The following is a 19,220-nucleotide window of genomic DNA, read 5'->3' on the forward strand; positions in this document are numbered from 1 at the left end:
ACCGGATGTACGGAATACCGGCTTCGAGCGCCGCCCGCATCGCGTTGCGGTGCGCCTCCTCGGCGAACGGATGGCTGGCGTCAACGATTGCCCGGCAGCCCCGTTCGCTTGCGAGAGACGCCATCTCCTCCGCCGTCAGTCGGCCGACCCGCACGGGAAGCCCCGCTTCCTCCAGGCTTCTCGCGGCGTTGCCGGTGACGACGGAGGTCAGCAGCTCATAACCGCTTTGCCGCACGCGTACCGCCAGCTCCCTGGCGTCGCTTGTTCCGCACAGCATCAGGATCATACCGCAGGCCTCCCGCGCTTTTCGTCATGCTCGTGGTCATGGTCATGGTCGTGGTCATGCTCGTGGTCGTGGTCATGCTCGTGGTCATGATGATGATGATGGTCCAGATGGGCCGCCGCCTCCAGCCGGTATTTGCACATATCGCAGTTCATGAACGCCCGTCCCTCAGCCGCCTCGGCAACCCGGTCCAGCAGCAGTTCAACCAACTGCGGATGGAAGCCGAAATAACCTGCCAGCTCCACCCGGGCCTCCGGATGCAGCTGCGCGAATTCGGCGGTCATCGCTTCGATCCGTTTAATCAGAATGCCGGTGAAAAGGAAATACGGGAGCACATAAATTTTCTTTGCCCCCAGCCGCAGGCAGCGCTCCAGCCCCTCGGGAAAAGACGGCTCGGTTACGCCGATGAAAGAGCTCTCCACCCACTTGGCCGGCACCTGCTCCCAGAGCAGGCGCGCCATTTTCAGGAAATCGCCGTTCGCGTCCCCGTCGCTGCTGCCTCTGCCCAGAAGCAGCACGGCAGCCTCGGGATCACGCTCTCCGTCGCCCTCCGGCAAACCTGCTTCCGACAGTCGGGACTGCAAAATATCGACGACCTTCTGATGAATGCCAATCGGCCGCCCGTAAGCGAACTCAACGCCGGGATACCGTTTTTTTGCACGGTCGATTTCCGCCGGAATATGAAGCTTGGCGTGTCCGGCCGCGAACAGAATGATCGGCACCAGCACGACCCGCTCCGCGCCCTGCGAGACACAGGCGGCTATGCCCTGCTGAATGTCGGGCCTTGCCAGCTCGAGAAAACAGGTCTCTATCACGACGCCCTGCGCCCTCTCCCGCACCCGATCCGCAAACTCCAGCAGCTCGGCGTTTCCTTCCGGATCACGGCTTCCGTGTCCGACCAGCAGTATCGCTTGCATGCTTATTCCTCCTTGTAGAAATTGTCTATAATGGCCATGCATCAATCGCCGCAGACCGCGTCCACCGCGACGGCCGGCGGCTGTTCCCGGTGCGGGAAGCCGGCAACCGCCTTCGCCCGCTTGAAATATTTATGAAAGCTTTCGTTCGGATGACCGTTCTCCGTGTACTCCCGGAATATGCGTTCCACGGTCGCCACAAGCTGCTCAGCCGAGATGCCCTCGGCTACCGGCTGCGCGGCGTGGGCGTTGCGGCCGATTTTTTTGCCGCCGAGGAACAGATCGTACGCCCCCTTGCGGTATACGATGCCGATGTCCTCCAGCACGGCGCCGTAGCAGGCCATGCCACAGCCGTTCAGCGCTACCTTGAGCTCCTTGGGCGTCTTGCGCCCGCCGATCAGGCGGTTAAGCTCCTCCGCGACCGGAATCGCGTCCGGTTTGTCCAGATCGCAGAAATCGCAGGCCTTCACCTGGGCCACGTCGCCGATCGGAAACACCAGCAGCCCTTCCGCTTTCAATTCGGCGACGATGCCTTCCGGCCGTTCCGCCGGCAGCCGAAGGATGACCTGATGATGCGGCGTATACTCCATCTCCCCGGAATCTCCCGCGATACGGGCGAGCGCGGACAGTTGGCTATTGGTGAACTTTTTATTCGCGATGCCCGGAGCGACGCCTACCTCAAAAATCCGCGCCTGGCTGCGGCCCGCATCCCCCTGATGCGCGTCGGCTGCTCCAGTTGCCGCGCTGCCGCCCTCCGCATTTCGCCACATCCCCAGCAGGCGCAATGCCTCCATCGCCAGCTCCGCCGGATGCGGCTTCCCGAAGTTCCCGCTGACACTGACGTTCCCGATATTCCCGGCGAGCGCGACGTTCCGGCCATATCCAACGTCCCCGCCATCCTCGCTGTCGCCCCTCTCCAGGCTCTCCTCGCGGGCGCTCAGCGACCAAGGCTCCTGCTCGACCCGCAGCCGCTCATGCGGCTTCAACGCCTGCTCTTCTGCATCCAGCGTATATTTGCGCTGGTAGCCTCTCGGCGTAATGATCAGACCCTCGTACAGGAACGTCGCCGAGTTGCCGACGATAACCGTCGTCAGCATGCCGATGTCATGCTCAAGCATGTTGGCCAACGTCGTCACCGTTATGTCCTGCCGGTCGCGATAGGCGCTTTTCACGAGTCCTACCGGCGTGTCCGGCGACCGATGACGGAGCAGAATGCGCTGCGTCTCAACGATCTGCCTCGTCCGCCGTCCGCTGCGCGGATTGTACAAGGCAATGACGAAGTCGGCCGTCGCCGCCGCTTCCACCCGCTTCGCGATCGTCTCCCACGGGGTGAGGTGATCGCTCAGGCTTATCGTGCAGGCGTCGTGCATGACGGGCGCGCCGAGCAGGGACGCGCAGGAGTTGATCGCCGAAATGCCGGGAATAACCTCCACCTCGACGCCGTCCGCCGGCTTCCATTGCCGCCCGATCAACACCTCGTAGATCAAGCCGGCCATCCCGTATACGCCGGCGTCGCCGCTTGAGATAACCGCCACCGTCTTGCCCGACTCCGCCTGCCGCACCGCCTCCTGCGCGCGGCTGACCTCCTCCGTCATGCCAGTCCTGACAACAGCCTGATCGGTCAGCAAACCGAGGATCAGGTCCACGTACGTATTATAGCCGATAATGACCTCGCTTTCCCGGATCGCTTCTCTCGCCCGCCCGGTTATATGCTCGGCTGCGCCGGGACCGAACCCGATGATCGCCACTTTGCCTTTTTTCCGTTCCATTGCCGCACCTCCGGTTATATCCAGCCGTAAGCTATCTTTCTTCCCATCGTTCCGAAAAAATCAAATCCTCTACCGCCATCCGCTTCCGCCAATCGGCCGTCTCCAGAAGCGGCCTGTCGGGAAAATCGTCCGTATAGCCGATCGAGAGCAAGGCCGCAGGATCGATGTGCGGCGGAATGCCGAGAATGCCGCGCACATCCTGCTTCTTGTAAAAGCTCACCCAGCCGACCGCCACCCCTTCGGCGCGGGCCGCCAGCCATAAATTCTGAATCGCGCACGCCACGGAAGCCAGATCGGTTTCCGGAATCGAATTCCGGCCAAGCACATGTGGCCCGCCGCGCGTCGGGTCCAGCGTCACGCACAAGGTAATCGGCGCCTCGGTCAAGGCCTCGATTTTCAGCTTGGCGAATTTGTCAGCCTGCTCACCCTCGTAATGAATCATCAGCGCACGCCTTTCCTTGTCGGCCGCATGCTGCAGCTTACGCTTCGTTTCCTCGGACTTGATTACGATGAAATTCCACGGCTGCATGAACCCGACAGACGGCGCGCAATGAGCCGCCCTGAGCAGCCGCATCAGCAGCTCCTCCGGAATCGGATCCGTCCGGAAGCTGCGAATATCGCGCCTCTGTTGTATCGCTTTGTACACGGCCGTTCTCTCGGCATCGGTAAAAGCATGACTTTCCCATGCGGTCAATTTGCCGTCCCCCTCTCTCCTGTCCGAACCGTCACCTGTCGATTGCCGCCTGCGGTTTGACCCGCCGGCCCCGGATCGACCAGACGTAGCATACGAACAGGATGACGAATATCAATACGCCGAGCAGCTCATAATTCAACTCCACCCCCGGGTTGAAAAAAAGGAACGCATTGCTGAGCGAAACCGCATACGCGAGCGCCGCAATAGTCCAACCCATCGTACGGGAGGCGGCGCGTCCCCGTTTGCCGGATTGATTCAGCATCCGATGCGTGACCAGGGAGTCGATCGTATCCGTCAGCATGATGCCGCACATGAAGGCAACGCCCAGCAGCAGCGGCATATAAGTTCCGGATTTTCCCGACGCCAGCACCCAGACCGACGTTTGGCTGACTGTCTCGGCCGACAGCGCGAACAAGCCGCCGATCAGCGCAATCAGCACCGGATTACTCGTCTCCAGCAGCCTGCGGGGAATGAATTTGCTTTTGATTCCCTGCATGCGAAAGTCATCACCCGCCGCCCGGGTGCGCAGCAGCTGATAAGCATTGAGCGAACCGATCAAAAACAGCGAAACGATCGATATCCATACGGCCGCCATATCGAAATATGCCGGAAAACGGAAGTTTTTCGTAACCATCCCCAGAATGACCGCCACGCCCGCCACGACAAGCCCGTGACCGAACGAGAAGCATGTGCCTACCCAACGGGCGACACGCCTTCCCTTGCGCCAGTTGTGGCGCGTCAGCCCGTCGATCACCGCCAGATGGTCCGCGTCCAGGCCATGACGCAGGCCAAGCACCAACACAAGCAGCACCAGCATCGCCTCTTCCATCTCAACCGCCTCCTAAAAATGTTTAATGTCGGACGACGTTAAAAAACCCCAACCTTATCAGTTGGGGCAGCGCGCGCAAATAGACCGACAGACCATTTCTTGCAATCATCGTCTATCTTCTGCACACGTATCCTTTCCGCGAAGGCAATTGTGTAGGCAGTCCGGGTAGGTCTCCTGGCTTCGGTTCATCGCCTGCCATCGTCTTCCCCCAATTGCTCGAGTGACATATTGATGGCCGGCTCACCGTTACAGTGGCGGGACCGCTCGGGATTTTCACCCGATTCCCTGTTACCCCTTACTTACTAAGGGCACCCAGATGCTTGTCTGTATGAAATTGTCATTCATGCGTTTTCGTCGTCCAAGGATCGTATTAGGTATTCGCGCTTTGCGGCGAAAACCCTTTTTATGCGAGATAAAAATCATTCGAACTCTTCGCGGCGGCATAGACAAGGCACCCACCTCACTCCCGTTTGCCTCCGCCGAGTTTACCCGCACCAAAAATGCAGGACCCGGGACAGGGTCCTGCGCATAAAGAGTGTTGTCTTGCGTGACTGCTGTATTCTATGCCGGCGTGAATAGCTTGTGTAGGTTGATTCCCAGAGCCCGCCTGGATAAGCAAGCATTCACCCCGCGTCAATAGCCTGTTTTCTCATAAGATGGTTCATAGTCTACCAATCCATAGGTAGATGTCCGACTTGCCTGGTTTACACCGGAAGCTGCGCAGCAGGGGCATGCTCGATCCGGCGCTTCCCGCGCTGCGCCAGGTCCCACACGCCAAGGTTTTAGCCCCGGCCTGGCCGGAACGAGCAACCATGCCAAAAAGCCCCTCTCTTCAAAGGGACTTTCTGTTCGATTATTTCAATGGTGTCCGCTGCCGTTATTCGGCTAACGCATTGCCCTCGTAGGTCGCGATCATTTCGCGGGCGTTGTCCGGAATCGGCGTGCTTTTCCCCGTGGCGGTGTCGATCAGCACGATCGTTCCGCGTCCCGCCGCTTTGAGCTCATCCCGCACGGCCAAGGCGTATTCGATATCGAGCGAAGAGCGGCCCATTCTTGCCACCCGCACATGCAGCCGCATCGGATCCCTCAAATAAATTTGCGCCAGGTATTGGCATTCCAGGTTCGCTACGACCGATACCTTCTTGTCGCTGAACAGCTCCTCGGTCAAATGCAGGTTCTCGAAATATTCGATGCGCCCCTGCTCGAAATACATGAAATAACTGACGTTGTTGACATGGCCGAGCATATCCGTCTCGCAGTAGCGGACCCGGATGGAGGTGGAGAAGCGAAATTTAGCTATCCAGCTCTGAGGATCAGGCTGGATGAAGGCTGCTTTACTCAACGATGCAGCTCCTTTCATCATGATGAATCCTATTCCCTTACCAGGTACAGAATAAACGCCGCGGCACCGTCCGCCCTTCCCCGTTCCATTTTCACTGCCCGTTACCGGGGTTCAGGCGATAAATGGCCTTGTTCTCCAGCCCCCTGATCGTCTGCGTCCATGGCTCGGTTTCCGGCGTCGTATCCAGCGCATCCTCGACCATTTGCAGCTTCGCGTCAAGCGCATCGATATGGTGGAGCGCGACCGCTTCAGCCGTCTGCGGCTGGACGGGGCTGCCCCATTCGCCCAGATTGTGATGCGACAATACGAGATGTTGCAATCCGAGCACCGTATCGGATTCCAGCCCGATGCCGCTGCGGATCGCCGCTTCGGTAATCCAGCTCGAGGCCATCGAGATATGGCCGATCAGCTTGCCCGGCACGCTGTAGTCGGTGACGATGCCGAGCTGTGCGATCATTTCCTCCGGCTTCGCGATGTCATGCAGAATGATGCCTGCTTTTATGAAGTCCGCTTGCAGAAAAGGCCGCTGCCGGCAGACGAACTCGCCCAGCTCCAGCATGCGCACGATATGATAGGCCAGCCCGGCAAAATACGCATGATGATGCGTCTTGGCCGCCGGATAATGCATCAGCTTTTCCTCTACCTTGCCGATACAATACGCGACGATCGTCCGGATGTCCGGATCGTCGATGCTGCCCGCCGTCTGCTTGATCGTATGGACGAGATCGATCGGGCGGATCGGAGCCGAACGGATAAAATCGGTCAAGGACACCCCGTCCGCTTCGACCGCTTTGCGGATCCGCATAATTTTCACCTGCAGCCTGTCGCGGTACGTCTGAACGATTCCCTGCACCTTCACCAGCCCCATCGGGAGAAAGGTTTCCTTATCGGTCACCGTCACATCCCAGTATTTGGCCGGAAGCTGGCCGCTGGCATCGCATAATACGATGTCAAAATAATCCTTCGCCGGCGTCGAGTTGGTCTGCTTGACCTCCAGCTCCTTCAGCAAATAGAAGCCGACAAACTCGTCCGGCGCACTCAACTGCCTGATCAGCGTCATTGGAGGGTCCTCCCGTTATTTAAACCAGCCTTTTTCCTTGAAGCGCGTGATCGCTTCAATCCGGTTGCTCACGCCCAGCTTGTCGAGGATCACCGAAATGTAGTTGCGCACGGTGCCTGTCGTAATGTAGAGCTGGGTGGCGATTTCCTTCGTATTTTTGCCGTCCGCAATCAGCCCGAGCACTTCCTTCTCCCTGTCGGTGAGCGGATTCTCCTGGCCATATGCGTCATCCACCAGCTCCGAAGCATAGATGCGCCGCCCGGACACGATGCTCCGGATCGAATCGGCAAGCTCCTCGCTCGGGCTGTCCTTCAGCAGATAGCCGTGCGCGCCGGCCTTGATGGCCCGCTCGAAATAACCGGAACGCGCGAACGTGGTCAGAATCATCACCTTGCAGCCGGAGCTTTTCAATTCCTCGGCCGCGTCCAGACCGCTTCGCACCGGCATCTCGATATCCATAATGCACACATCCGGCTTATGAAGCTGAACCAGCCGCACGGCTTCCTCGCCGTTGCTTGCCCGCGCCACGACCTCCATATCCTCCTCCAGATCGAGCAAGGAGGCAAGCGCGCCGAGCAGCATCCGCTGATCCTCGGCGATGACGATCCGTATCATATTCCCGCCTCCTTCTCCGGCTGCTGCACCACATTAGGCACTTTCACGATCACCGTCGTTCCGTTGTCCGATTCGATCTGCAGGCTGCCGTTAACAAATTCAAGCCGTTCCTTCATGCCGCGAATGCCGTGGCCTCTGAAGCGGGCGGGTTCCCCTCCCCCGATGCCGATGCCATTATCCTTCACACGGACAACGAGCTCGGTCCGCGAAGGCTCGATGGCGACCGAGCAGGCGGTTGCGCGGCTATGCCTTACCACATTGGTAATAGCTTCCTTCAGGCACATGCTGATCACGGTTTCGTTCAGCAGGGAAGTGTCCGTCAGCTTCGGATCTCCCTCCAGGATGAACTCGATTTGCGCGGCGCTCAGAATTTGCTTGATCCGGAAAATCTCATCCTCCATGCTCGTACCGCGCATCTGGGTAACCATTTCCCGCACTTCCTTCAGCGCCATTCTGGCGGTCTGGCGGACGTCGCTGATTTCGGCTAACGCCCGGTGCGGGTCGCTGCCGATCAATTTGCCGGCCAGGTCGCTTTTGAGCCCGATGAGGGAAAGTTTCTGGCCAAGCGTATCATGCAGGTCCCGGGCGATCCGCTGTCGTTCTTCGAGCTTGACCAGCTCGGAAATCCGCTTGTTCGCATTCTCCAGCTGTCCCTGCAGCTTATCGCTTTTGTTGCGGTTGTAGGTCGTGACAGGCAGCAGGATGACCGCGACCAGACTGACGAGCACAAAAGGCAGCTGCGTGATGAAAACGGGATTTTGCGTGACGAACCCGTAGTTGATGGAGAAGACCGTGCTGAGGAGATGAATCGAATATAACGTGAAAAACCCGACCCGGTTCTGGATATTGCCGATGAAGAACGCTAAAAAGAGCGCAAAGTACACATAGCCGAACAGCAGCGTCATCATGATCGAGATCAGGATCTGTACGCTTGTCCAGAAGTATACCAGCCACCCGCGCGAAACGAATGAAAGCACATAGCAGACGAAAAATCCGATAATCATCAGAATCCCGATCGCCACCTCATAGGGCGAGGAGGAGCGGAATATGAAATAAAACGGCAGGATGTAAAAGACGACCCATACATAAGGGCTGAGACCCGTATTTTTTTGAAAGATCTGATACCACTTTTGCATGGCCGTCCGTTCACCCTTTGCTCTGTCGTATATACGTCTATTGTATAATAACCGACGGCGGAAGGTCTATTTTCCTTGCAGGCCGGGATTTCGTCTTTTAAGCTTCTCCGAAACGGAGCCGCTTCGCCTGGACAAACGCTTCATGTCGCCGAAGCCGATGAACGTCTGGCCGCGCTCGTCCCATAGACGGAAGCGAAGCGATTTCAGGCTGGTCCCGATCGTGATCGTGGTCGCTTGGTGCAGGGGAGGCGTCGCGTTATGGGCCTTCTCGAGATTGTAATTCGGCACCTTGGGGCTCAAGTGATGCACATGATGAAACCCGATGTTGCCGGTCATCCATTGCAGAAGCTTCGGCAGCTTGTAGTAAGAGCTTCCGTCCACTGCGGCCTTCACATAGCTCCACTCCTGCTCGTTCTCGAAGTAAGAGTCCTCGAATTGATGCTGGACATAGAACAGCCAGATGCCGAGCAGACCGGACACGAAGAAGACGGGTGCTTGAATGAGCAGAAAAGCCTGCCAGCCGACGCTCCCAATCAGCGCCGCGTAAAGCGCGATAATGCCTGCATTGGTGATATATGTGTTGATCCGTTCCTTCCGCTTCGCGCCCTTGGTGTTGAACCGGTATTCAATCAGAAAAATGGCGATCGGCCCCAAACCGAACATCACGATCGGATTGCGGTAGAAACGGTAAGCGATCCGGCGCCAAACCGAAGACGCTTTATATTCCTCCACGGTAAGAATCCACATGTCGCCGATTCCCCGTTTATCGAGATTGCTGCTCGTTGCATGGTGGATGGAATGGCTTCGTTTCCACTGCTGATAAGGCACGAGCGTCAGGATGCCGGTAACGGTTCCAATGATATCGTTAGCCAGCCGGCTTCGAAAGAACGATCCGTGGCAGCAGTCGTGGAAAAGGATGAACGTGCGGACGACAAACCCGGCCGTGGCCAGCAGGATCGGAACGGTCAGCCAATACGATACGGAGAGGCTCAAATAAGCGGCGTACCAGAGCAGCAGCAAAGGTCCGACCGTGTTGACGATTTGCCGGATGCTCGCCCGCGTATCGGTTTGCTCGTAAGGGGCGACGTGCTTTTTCAATTGTGTGATCTCGGGTTGGTTCATTACGTGTTTCCTCCTCGATTTGACGCGCGTGCCCGTTTACAATGACGTCGAACGGACTTTCCTACAGTCATTATAGAAAATAGAGCTGCCGCGCAGCAGTCATAAACGTCAAGTCGAGGGTATGACAAATATCATATAGGCAGAGCTGCATCGCCAGCCAGTCCGGCGGGTTTTCTCTGCGGTTCTTCTTAATGCTAGCCGGACAATCGCAGCTGTATTAATAATTTAGCTATTTTCCAGCAAATTTCTACATCAAACCACAACTTTAAGCAGTGTTATCGTATGCTATATTTTAGTATTATGTTTAATATTCATTGTGATGCTATAGGAGCGTGCCACATTTGGAGAAACAAAAACATTTACGGTCCGAAATCGATCTTGCGCAAGCCATCCGTCTGCAGCAGGGCATGACTGTCACGTTTAAGAAAATAGACGGGCGATTTATACATACGTTATGCGCAGGAGAGCTTGTCTATCAATTGGGCTTTACTCCCGATCAGGTCATCGGCAAAGACTTGTATCAACTGTTCCCCAAAGACTTTGCGGCCGCCAAGGAATGCTATTACCGGCGGGCATGGGAAGGGGAAGAAAAAGTCACTTATGAGGGCTGGCATAACCATATCCATTACCTCGCTTCCTTGCGCCCTGTCAAACGGAACGGCGCCATTGTCGAGGTCATCGCTTCCTGTGTTGATATATCCGAACGCAAAAAGGCGGAAATCGAGCTGAGCTCGACAAGAGAGCTGCTTGAATCCTTCTTTGAAAGCAGCCTTGATGCGATCGACGTTGTCGATCTGTCAAACCACGTGATCCGCATCAATTCGGCTTTTGAGCAGATATACGGCTGGTCTTCCGAGGAGGTTATCGGCCGCGGCTTGCCTTTCATTCCCTGCCATATGGCCGAGCACGCGGAAGCACTTTATCGGAAAATTATGGCTGGCGAACAAATTAAAAACTACGAAACCGTACGGCAGTGCAAGGACGGCCGGTTGATCGACGTGAGTCTGACCGTTTTCCCCGTACGGAACGCATCCGGCAGCATTACGGGATACGCCGGCATTTCACGGGATATTACCGAAAAGAAACAAACCGAGGCGTTTCTGAGAAAAACGGACAAGCTGAATGTGATCGGGCATTTGGCTGCCGGGGTCGCCCATGAAATACGAAATCCTCTGACCTCCTTGAGGGGATTTGTGCAGCTGCTCCGTAACGGATATGAAAACAAACTTGAGTTTTATGACATCATGCTGTCGGAAATCGACATGATCAACCATATCGTGACGGATTTCCTGATGATCGCCAAGCCGCAAACGACCGATTTTAAACGTTTTCATATCGGGGGCATCCTGAAACAGGTTATCGGTCTGCTCCGTGCGGAAGCGGATTTGCGCGGCATTGTCGTTCGGCTCGATATCAAATCCAAGCCCTCCGAGCCTGTGGTTCACTGTGCTGAATTCCAGATCCGGCAGGTTTTCATCAAGCTGCTCCAAAACGCCATTGAAGCCATGCCCGAGGGCGGAACAATCTTTATAGAAGTGGAAAATACGGCTGCCGGCACCATACTCATCCGGTTTCTCGATCAAGGCGGCGGCATTCCGAAGGAACGACTCCCCAAGCTCGGCGAGCCCTTCTACACGACCAAAGAAAAAGGCACCGGCCTCGGCTTGATGATGTGCTTCAGAATTATCGAGGCGCATGGCGGCCATTTGCTGTTCGACAGCCAGCCGGGCCGGGGAACGTCGGTTGAAATCCGGCTGCCTGCCGCCGGAATTTGACGATCGGCTTTCTGAAGAGCTTAACCTATATTTCCCCGTTACCTGGGCTTCACCATATGGATAACAAATAATTTAAACAGCCTTATCCCTTTTAGTCAGGGATAAGGCTGTTTTGGGTATATCTCACTGCTTGCCGGCATGGTTCGTCGTCGCGGCATCGAGCATGGATTTCCAGTCGGCGAAATCCGTTTCTCTGTCGACATGCCGATCAAAAAGCTCGTCGGGAATGTTCTGGATGTCTTCTTGTGTCTGGGCTTGAAAGTTGCCTTTCTCCAAAAAATCTCCGAAGCTTGTAAAGCCGGAATGCTTCCTCATGAACGTCTCATTAAACAACTCGTCTAACGAAACATGATCCGGATCCTGCTGCATCGTTTTCTGGCCTTGCAAATCCTTCAACAGTTCGTCAAATGACATCGGCTTATGCTTTCTCAAATAACCACTCCTTGATTTAATTTATTGGCTCTGATTTTTAGTGCCTTTGCTTTTATAAGGCTTGGGGGCGGATTTGGCGCGATTGGCGCTTTTTTGCCAGCGGTTCCAGCCCTTTTTATCCGTTCCCTTGCCTGTTCCGCCCTTGCCCTTGGCTTTACTCAATTCATCACTCCATTAAACAAGTTATCTGCTTGTTTTGCTAGCTCTTGGATACCGTTCGGACTTGGGCTTGAGCGTCGGATGTGTCCGGGCTTTGGCGGGTTTGGACCCCCCTGCTGTCGACGCTCCTCCCGCCTTTGAAGGCTGAGCCAGACCCAGCATCGGGTAAGGATGATCCTTCACTTCCGGGATAGTTTTGCCGATCAATTTCTCAATATCCTTGAGATAGGGGATTTCTTCCCCTTCGCAAAAGGAGATGGCGGTACCGCTCATTCCCGCTCTGCCGGTACGGCCGATCCGATGAACATAAGTTTCCGCTATATTAGGCAGGTTGAAGTTGATCACATGGGACAATTCTTCAATATCGATGCCTCTCGCTGCGATGTCCGTCGCGACCAGCACCCGCGTAACGCCGCTCTTGAAATTGCTCAACGCCAGCTGGCGGGCATTCTGCGATTTGTTGCCGTGGATGGCCTGAGCGGAAATTCCCACTTTCGTCAGGGCGCGCACAACCCGGTCGGCACCATGCTTGGTGCGTGTGAACACCAGCGCCGAGGCAATCAAATCATCACGCAGCAGGTGATTCAGTTGCTTTTGCTTGTTCTCCTGGTCTACCAAATAAACGGATTGTTCAATCCTGTCCACCGTAGAAGACACCGGGGTGATTTCCACCTTCACCGGATCAACGAGCAGTGATTTGACCATTTTGGATATTTCCGGCGGCATCGTAGCCGAGAAGAACAGCGTTTGTCTTTTGCTTGGCATTTGGGCGATGATTTTTTTCACGTCATGGATAAAGCCCATATCCAGCATCCTGTCGGCTTCATCCAGCACCAAAATCTGAACATATTGCAAATTAATTTGCTTCTGGTTCATTAAATCGATCAGTCTGCCCGGGGTTGCAATCAGAATATCGGGACCCTGACTCAGCGACCGTTCCTGTGCTTTTTGTGAAACACCGCCAACGATAGCCGCATTGCGCAATGGGGTGAATTGACTGTACGCCTGCATGTTCTCGGCAATCTGAAGAGCAAGCTCTCTTGTCGGCGTTAAAATCAGGGAACGAATACGGCGCTGTGCCTGGGTTCTGGCTTGCTGCTCATTTAACAGCTGCACAATTGGCAGAGCAAATGCAGCCGTTTTGCCGGTCCCCGTCTGCGCGCAGCCAAACAAATCCCGACCGGCCAACACCGCCGGGATCGCCTGTTCCTGTATGGGTGTAGGCGTCGTATAGTTCTCTTTATTTAATGCTTTTAAAATCTCGGGAATCAGATTCAAGTCCTTGAATGTCATTGGGTCTCCTTCATTTTGCATGAGGTATATAGTTTCGCATAACCTTCCGTATCGGTGGTGTGCAGCGTCTCCATAATGCTGGTTTGTATCTTAACACATAATGATACCACAAAAGGGCATCAAAAATGAAGCGGGTTTTCCCGTTTCATCCTTAAATACCCTGCGTGGGCCGGTACCCAATCCCGTACAGCAGCCGCACCGCGTGAATCTGCTCCGCCGGCATGCCGTACAGTTCCGCGTATTTTTTTGTGGCCTCTACGATAGCGGCATTATCAAGCTCTTCATCATAGACCCGTCCTGAACGGACGATCTGCCCTGCATTCATCGCAGTATCTCATTGTCATTCCTCCTACGCTCTGCATTCAATTCTACAATCGACTCGACACTCGACATTCAATCCCCCATGAAACGCTCAACGCACAACGCATCACACAGACACAACCGCGTTCATCAATTTTTAGTTTTATATATGCATTGTTGCCATAATACCTACGCTTGAAGAACCAAACCGTATCACCAGTTCTATCCCTATCGGGCTCAGGCGGTTTCCACATGTTTCTTGCATCCAGCTTCAAAAGTTCTCTCCATGCTTGCGTTACGCCTCCGCCGAAGCCGAGGTCGATCAGATGCTGTTCGTAAAATTATGTTAATGCAAAGCTACTGATCTTCGATGAATAATACAAGCTGCGTTTCGGCATATCGTATTTGTTCGTCATTAGACCTCCGTTTTCTCCAGCAAATATTTGTTCTATCCTCTTCTTAATCGACAAAAAGCCCCCTGGAAATCCATCGATTGCCAGGAGGCTTTCGCCAGTTGCAAACTATCAGACGCGAGAGGGAGCCGAAAAGTTACAGGCAATGCGCCGGGTTTACCCAATACGCTCCTTTTTACACTCTACAACGTCAGTACGACTCTGTGCACCTGATGATCATCCCGCAATCGGACGAATGGACCGTGCTCAGTGGCGTACTCACCAAGGTCGACTTCCTGCCCGTCGATCGACAACATGGTTTGTCCGCTTGATTTGTGTGACGGATTTTTGACGGTGATTCGGTACTCTGTGTCCCCGTAATGGTAGCATGCGGAAAACTCCGGCCATTCGGTCGGGATACACGGCCGGATAAACAGCCGTTTACCCCGACGACGCAGGCCAAGAATCCATTCGATGCCCGCCTGATACATCCAACCTGATGCACCTGTATACCATGTCCAACCGGCATGTCCTTTATGAGGCTCCTCCGTATAGACATCGGCTGCCATGACGTAAGGCTCTCCTGCATATTTCCGAACTTCTGCCGACGTCTTTGTATGCATGATCGGGTTGAGCATGTGAAACAGTTCAAACGCCTTGTCCCCATCCCCAAGTTTGCACCAAGCAATGATGCTCCAGATGACGCCGTGCGTGTATTGGCCTCCGTTCTCCCGAATCCCTGGAGGGTAACCCTGGATGTATCCGGGGCTCGGATCCGTCCGGTCGAACGGCGGAGTCAGAATATGCGCGACAGACAAGGTGCGGTTCACAAGCTCACGATCGAATGAACACATGGCCTGCAGAGCTTTGTCTTGCGGCGCCATTCCGGAGATGACGGACCACGACTGGGCAATGGCATCAATCCGGCATTCCTCGTTATGGATGGAACCGAGCCATTGTCCTTCATCGGTGTAGGCCCGCCGGTACCACTGCCCGTCCCAACCATTGTCATGGAGTGAATCCGCCAGCTTCACGTGTACACTCCGATAGTGATCTGCCCGCTCATGGTCGCCGCGGTGTTCGCACAGATCGGCGATCCCCCGCAAGACGTCGCCAAGGAACCAGCCGAGCCACACGCTTTCACCGCGTCCTTCCGCGCCAACCCGACTCATCCCGTCGTTCCAGTCCCCGATTCCGATCAGCGGCAGCCCATGCTCGCCAAAACGCAAACTGCGGTCCACCGCGCGTAAGCAGTGCTCGAGAATCGTGCCGCTCTGCTCGGACAAGACGGTAGTCTCATAACGTTCATGCTCCTCGTCACCCAGAGGTTCGCTGCGAAGAAACGGCACGGTTTCGTCAAGCAGACTTTCGTCTTCCGTATGCTCCAGGTATCGGATCACGGCATAAGGCAGCCACAGCAAATCATCGGAAAAACGGGTGCGAATGCCGCGGTGCGTCTCTTCATGCCACCAATGCTGCACGTCCCCCTCTTCATACTGGTGGGCGGCGTGAAGCAGAATTTGTGCCCGCGTGAGATCGGGCCGGCTGTGCAGCAGTGCCAGTGAATCCTGCAGCTGATCGCGGAAGCCGTATGCTCCGCCCGCTTGATAAAAGGCGGAACGCGCCCACATCCGGCAGGAAAGCGTCTGATAAAGCAGCCAGTTGTTCAGCATAACGTCCATCTCAGGGCATGGTGTCGAAACGGTAACCATACCGAGCACGCCGTCCCAGAATTTTTGCACATCTTCAAAAGCCTGTTCGCAAACATGGGTTTCACGGTACTTTTGAGCAAGCCGCGCGGCGCTTTCGCGGGAATCCTCGCAGCCCAGCAGGATGTAGACGGCTTGCTCCGCGCCGGGCTCCAGCATAAACTTGGTTTGCACCGCTCCACAAGCGTCGTACATTGGTCCGGCCGCGCCCGACAGGCGAAGCCGGCTCATGGCTGCAGGAGCCTCGAAAGTGCCGTTTCGCCCTATAAATTCCAGGCGATCTCCCGTCCAGGTCCATTCCATATCCGGAACAATCGTGTCCGCCTGAATGCCATCTTCTGCCGATTCTGCCGATTCTGCCGGCGCCTCCGTTTGCGGATGAACGGTTAAAAAGACCGTCGCATCCCGAAAATTTTCCTGGTACGTATTGCGTGCCATGAGTATGCCGCTGCGTTCATCCCATTCCGTGACGATGAACGAAGAATTCCCTTCACGATGCACGCCCAGTACCCATTCGGCATAATAAGTGACGGATAATCTTCGCGGTTCGGACGTCGAGTTGCGCAGCCGCAATCGGATCACCTTGACGGGATCATCCAGCGGAACATAAACGGTCATTTCCTGCTGAAGGCCGTGGCTTTCATGACGGTAACGCGTATACCCCCGGCCGTGTGACACCTTGTAAGGGGAGGCCACATGGGTGCGGGCCGGTGCCATCGGCCAATATTCTCCGCTTTCTTCGTCCCGTAAGTAGCATACTTCCCCGGGCTGGTCCAGAGCGGGATCGTTCGACCATGGCGTCAACTTGCATTCGCGGCTGTTGCGCCACCACGTATAACCCGTGTAAAGCTCGGAAGCAAGGCAGCCGAATCGCGGATTGGCCATCACGTTAATCCATGGCGCCGGCAAGTGATTCCCGTTCTTCAGAACGATGTGGTACTCTCTGCCGTCCGGTGAGAAGCCTCCCCAACCGTTGTAGAACAGGTAATCGTTCGTTTCCGTTGCGTTTACAGACACATAGCGGTTCGGCGGGGACGTAACCGGAAGCGACTCATCCAGAACGCGGCTATGACCCGCTGCTTTAAGCTGCGCCTTCAGACTTGGGCCATCTGCACGAAGCACGACGCGGGACACCGCAAACAACAATAACTTATCCTCATCCGATAATTGAGCGGCAGGCAGAATGTGCACGCCGCCATGTCCCCCGCCGTGTCCTCCAACGATCTGCTCCATTGTACGGACAAGGGCTTCCTGCAAATCCTGCTGATACCCCCCTGCCGATTCATTCAACATAACAAGATCGATAAACAGCCCGTTATGGCGTAAATATTCAAAGCCGACGAGAAGCTTGTTGATAAAAGCCAGATGGGTTGTATCCGCAATCCTTACCATGACAATGGGCCGGTCACCGGAGATTCCGTGCGCCCAAAGTCCCTGCTGTCCTTTTGTGTTTGCGGCAACGCCGCCCTCACGCTCAGCCCGCAGAGGCGCACCATACAGCGCGCGTCCCGCCAGCCATTGAAAAACGGCTGCGTCGGCGGATGTGATGTGCAAATGCTGCAGTTCGATTTGGCTCCGAGTCCATGCAAGCTGAAAAGACCTCTCCACTTGTTGTTCTTGCGACAACTGCCGAACGATGTCCAGTGCCTGCTCCTTCGTCTCCGCTCCGCCGGTAACCGCGATCAGACTGACGCGTTCACCGGGCTCGATGTCCAAGCGCCGCCGCATGACGAATGCGGGGTCGGCCACAGAACCCACCGTGCCGCCAAGACGGGATTCAAGTCCCCTGGGTCTGGCTAATGTGTATCCCCTGCCGATAAAACGAGCCCGGTCGGTTTCAAATTCCACGGGTCCGAGAGACGGATGTCCGGTCGATAAAGCATGGAACGCCCACACGGATTTCTCTCCCGCATTACGGGGACGTTTGCGGGCGAGCAGGCATTCCGCACCTGCCTCATATTCCGTTTCAATAAATAATTTGGTGAAAGCCGGATGTGCTTTATCGGCCTCGGGCGGCGCTAACGCGATTTCGAGAAACGTCGTCACCTCGATGATCCGCGCATCGCTCCCCGTGTTGGAAAGCGTCAACCGGCGAACTTCCGCGTTCGCTTCGGGCGACACCGTGATTTCAAGCATCGTCTGCACATCCCCGTCCTCGCGCCGGAAAGTGGTGCGCTCTTGCGAAAACTGCACGCTCTGTTTGTCTGACGGCACGCGGCAAGGTTGAAAAGCCGGGGACCATACCTTATCCCGCGTGACATCCCGGATATACATATAGCTTCCCCAATGGTCTGTCACCGGATCTGCCCTCCAACGTGAAAGAGCCATCCCTTCATACCGGATGAACCCGCTGCCGCTATTGGTCACTACCGTCGTGAACGACCCGTTGGAATGCACATTCACTTCAGGTACCGGCGTGTCAGCCGAGAGGTATTCCCGGAGCGGGGTCATCCTTGCCGGTTTCGGTTTTTGTATTCGCGTCTTTCCCGATAATTCCCGATTCACAATGGCCGCGCGTGGAGGAATACGCTCTATCAACAGCAGTTCCGCCGCCCGAACGCGTTTATCGCGATGAAAATGATCATACATTTTCCCCGGCAGCAGCATATTGGCAAGCGTCAGCAAACTCATTCCCTGATGATGCGCCATAAAACTTCTGATTACCTTGCAGGTCTCGCCTTCCGGCATTCTCCCGGGGGTGAAGTCAATGGCTTCGTAAAAACCATATGGGCCGCGTGCGCCGAGCTTCTCCATTCGAAGCAAGTCCCTCAAGCCGTCACGCATCGCAAAAGGAAGGGCCATGATCGTCGCGTAAGGCGCCAGGACCAAATCTTGTTCGAGTCCGCGTTTGAAACCGAGGCCCGGAACACCGAAAGCCCGGTATTGATAATTCATCTGATAATCAAACGCGTAATAGCCGGACTCCGAGACGCCGAACGGAACACCGCGTTCACGAGCGTATTCGATTTGCCGCTTCACGACGCCGCGGTACGTGCTGTCCCAGATCGTGTTCCGATACGTGCGCATCAGCAGCCACGGCATCATATATTCAAACATGGTCCCGGACCACGAAACCAACGTTGTGTGTTCCCCCTGCTTTTTTACCGTTCGGCCGAGCGCCAACCAGTGGGACACGGATACTTGCCCTAGAGCGATCGCAACAAAGCTTGTCTGTCTTGCCTCTGAAGCCAACAGATCGTAGAGGATCTCATCGCGTTCGCCGGATGCCGCATGATAGCCTAAAACGAATAATTTGGCTTTATGGTCATAAAGCGGTCGAAAATCTGTCGCCGTGATCAATGTCTCAAGACGGGCGGCCAGTTTATGTCCGCGTTCCCACCAATCGACAGGCGGCTCTTGCCGCGACGTTGACCGGTCATCTGTCTCCTTGTCGAA

15 protein-coding genes, 1 pseudogene and 1 riboswitch are annotated in these 19,220 nt (G+C 55.6%); of the genes and pseudogenes, 1 reads left to right on the forward strand and 15 read right to left on the reverse strand.

The window, feature by feature from the left end; genetic code table 11:
* From BG52_RS07805 to BG52_RS07850, 10 genes and pseudogenes are all read right to left on the reverse strand, one after another.
* Nucleotides 1-286 (reverse strand): annotated as a pseudogene (locus BG52_RS07805) (precorrin-6A/cobalt-precorrin-6A reductase); the annotation flags it as partial.
* Complete coding sequence (locus tag BG52_RS07810) at nucleotides 283-1,200, reverse strand: sirohydrochlorin chelatase (RefSeq protein ID WP_051587581.1); 918 nt, start codon at nucleotides 1,198-1,200, stop codon at nucleotides 283-285. The pseudogene BG52_RS07805 and the gene BG52_RS07810, both read right to left, overlap by 4 nt.
* A gap of 41 nt (nucleotides 1,201-1,241) precedes the next feature.
* Nucleotides 1,242-2,966 carry a precorrin-3B C(17)-methyltransferase gene (cobJ, locus tag BG52_RS07815; protein WP_036581570.1) on the reverse strand — a complete coding sequence of 575 codons (1,725 nt, stop codon included), beginning with the start codon at nucleotides 2,964-2,966 and terminating at the stop codon, nucleotides 1,242-1,244.
* 31 nt (nucleotides 2,967-2,997) lie between these two features.
* Entirely contained in the window at nucleotides 2,998-3,660 is a 663-nt protein-coding gene (gene bluB, locus BG52_RS07820; protein WP_036581567.1) for a 5,6-dimethylbenzimidazole synthase, read from the reverse strand.
* Between the two features lie 31 nt (nucleotides 3,661-3,691).
* A complete protein-coding gene (locus tag BG52_RS07825) occupies nucleotides 3,692-4,489 on the reverse strand; it encodes a HoxN/HupN/NixA family nickel/cobalt transporter (RefSeq protein WP_036581566.1) in 798 nt (265 codons plus the stop codon).
* A gap of 147 nt (nucleotides 4,490-4,636) precedes the next feature.
* Nucleotides 4,637-4,819: riboswitch (cobalamin riboswitch) on the reverse strand.
* A gap of 547 nt (nucleotides 4,820-5,366) precedes the next feature.
* Nucleotides 5,367-5,831, reverse strand: coding sequence for an acyl-CoA thioesterase (locus BG52_RS07830; RefSeq protein WP_036581562.1), 465 nt, complete (start codon nucleotides 5,829-5,831; stop codon nucleotides 5,367-5,369).
* A 91-nt stretch (nucleotides 5,832-5,922) separates the two neighbouring features.
* Entirely contained in the window at nucleotides 5,923-6,891 is a 969-nt protein-coding gene (locus tag BG52_RS07835; protein ID WP_036581560.1) for a 3'-5' exoribonuclease YhaM family protein, read from the reverse strand.
* Between the two features lie 15 nt (nucleotides 6,892-6,906).
* Complete coding sequence (locus BG52_RS07840; RefSeq protein WP_036581558.1) at nucleotides 6,907-7,506, reverse strand: response regulator transcription factor; 600 nt, start codon at nucleotides 7,504-7,506, stop codon at nucleotides 6,907-6,909.
* Nucleotides 7,503-8,642, reverse strand: a complete 1,140-nt coding sequence (locus tag BG52_RS07845; protein WP_036581554.1) for a sensor histidine kinase — start codon at nucleotides 8,640-8,642, stop codon at nucleotides 7,503-7,505. Before BG52_RS07845 ends, BG52_RS07840 begins: the two co-directional genes overlap by 4 nt.
* A 66-nt stretch (nucleotides 8,643-8,708) precedes the next feature.
* On the reverse strand, nucleotides 8,709-9,764 hold the full coding sequence (locus tag BG52_RS07850; RefSeq protein ID WP_036581552.1) for a Delta(5) desaturase DesA: 1,056 nt from the start codon (nucleotides 9,762-9,764) through the stop codon (nucleotides 8,709-8,711).
* Between the two features lie 341 nt (nucleotides 9,765-10,105).
* Here BG52_RS07850 and BG52_RS07855 point away from each other — a divergent pair, with 341 nt between their 5' ends.
* Nucleotides 10,106-11,539, forward strand: a complete 1,434-nt coding sequence (locus BG52_RS07855) for a PAS domain S-box protein (protein ID WP_051587582.1) — start codon at nucleotides 10,106-10,108, stop codon at nucleotides 11,537-11,539.
* A gap of 123 nt (nucleotides 11,540-11,662) precedes the next feature.
* Here the strand turns inward: BG52_RS07855 and BG52_RS07860 are convergent, their stop codons facing one another.
* The 5 genes from BG52_RS07860 to BG52_RS16445 form a co-directional block, all read right to left on the reverse strand.
* Nucleotides 11,663-11,953 (reverse strand): hypothetical protein, encoded by a 291-nt coding sequence (locus tag BG52_RS07860; RefSeq protein WP_036581624.1) that lies wholly within the window; start codon nucleotides 11,951-11,953, stop codon nucleotides 11,663-11,665.
* A 39-nt stretch (nucleotides 11,954-11,992) separates the two neighbouring features.
* Nucleotides 11,993-12,133 (reverse strand): DUF3934 family protein, encoded by a 141-nt coding sequence (locus tag BG52_RS15355; protein ID WP_081793683.1) that lies wholly within the window; start codon nucleotides 12,131-12,133, stop codon nucleotides 11,993-11,995.
* A 21-nt stretch (nucleotides 12,134-12,154) separates the two neighbouring features.
* Nucleotides 12,155-13,423 carry a DEAD/DEAH box helicase gene (locus BG52_RS07865; protein WP_036581550.1) on the reverse strand — a complete coding sequence of 423 codons (1,269 nt, stop codon included), beginning with the start codon at nucleotides 13,421-13,423 and terminating at the stop codon, nucleotides 12,155-12,157.
* Between the two features lie 151 nt (nucleotides 13,424-13,574).
* Nucleotides 13,575-13,748, reverse strand: a complete 174-nt coding sequence (locus BG52_RS16030) for a hypothetical protein (protein ID WP_190287496.1) — start codon at nucleotides 13,746-13,748, stop codon at nucleotides 13,575-13,577.
* 570 nt (nucleotides 13,749-14,318) lie between these two features.
* On the reverse strand, nucleotides 14,319-19,220 hold a 4,902-nt coding region (locus BG52_RS16445), incomplete at its 5' end, for a glycoside hydrolase family 94 protein (RefSeq protein WP_036667070.1).

It is taken from the genome of Paenibacillus darwinianus (genome assembly GCF_000598065.1).
GTDB lineage: Bacteria > Bacillota > Bacilli > Paenibacillales > Paenibacillaceae > Paenibacillus_I > Paenibacillus_I darwinianus.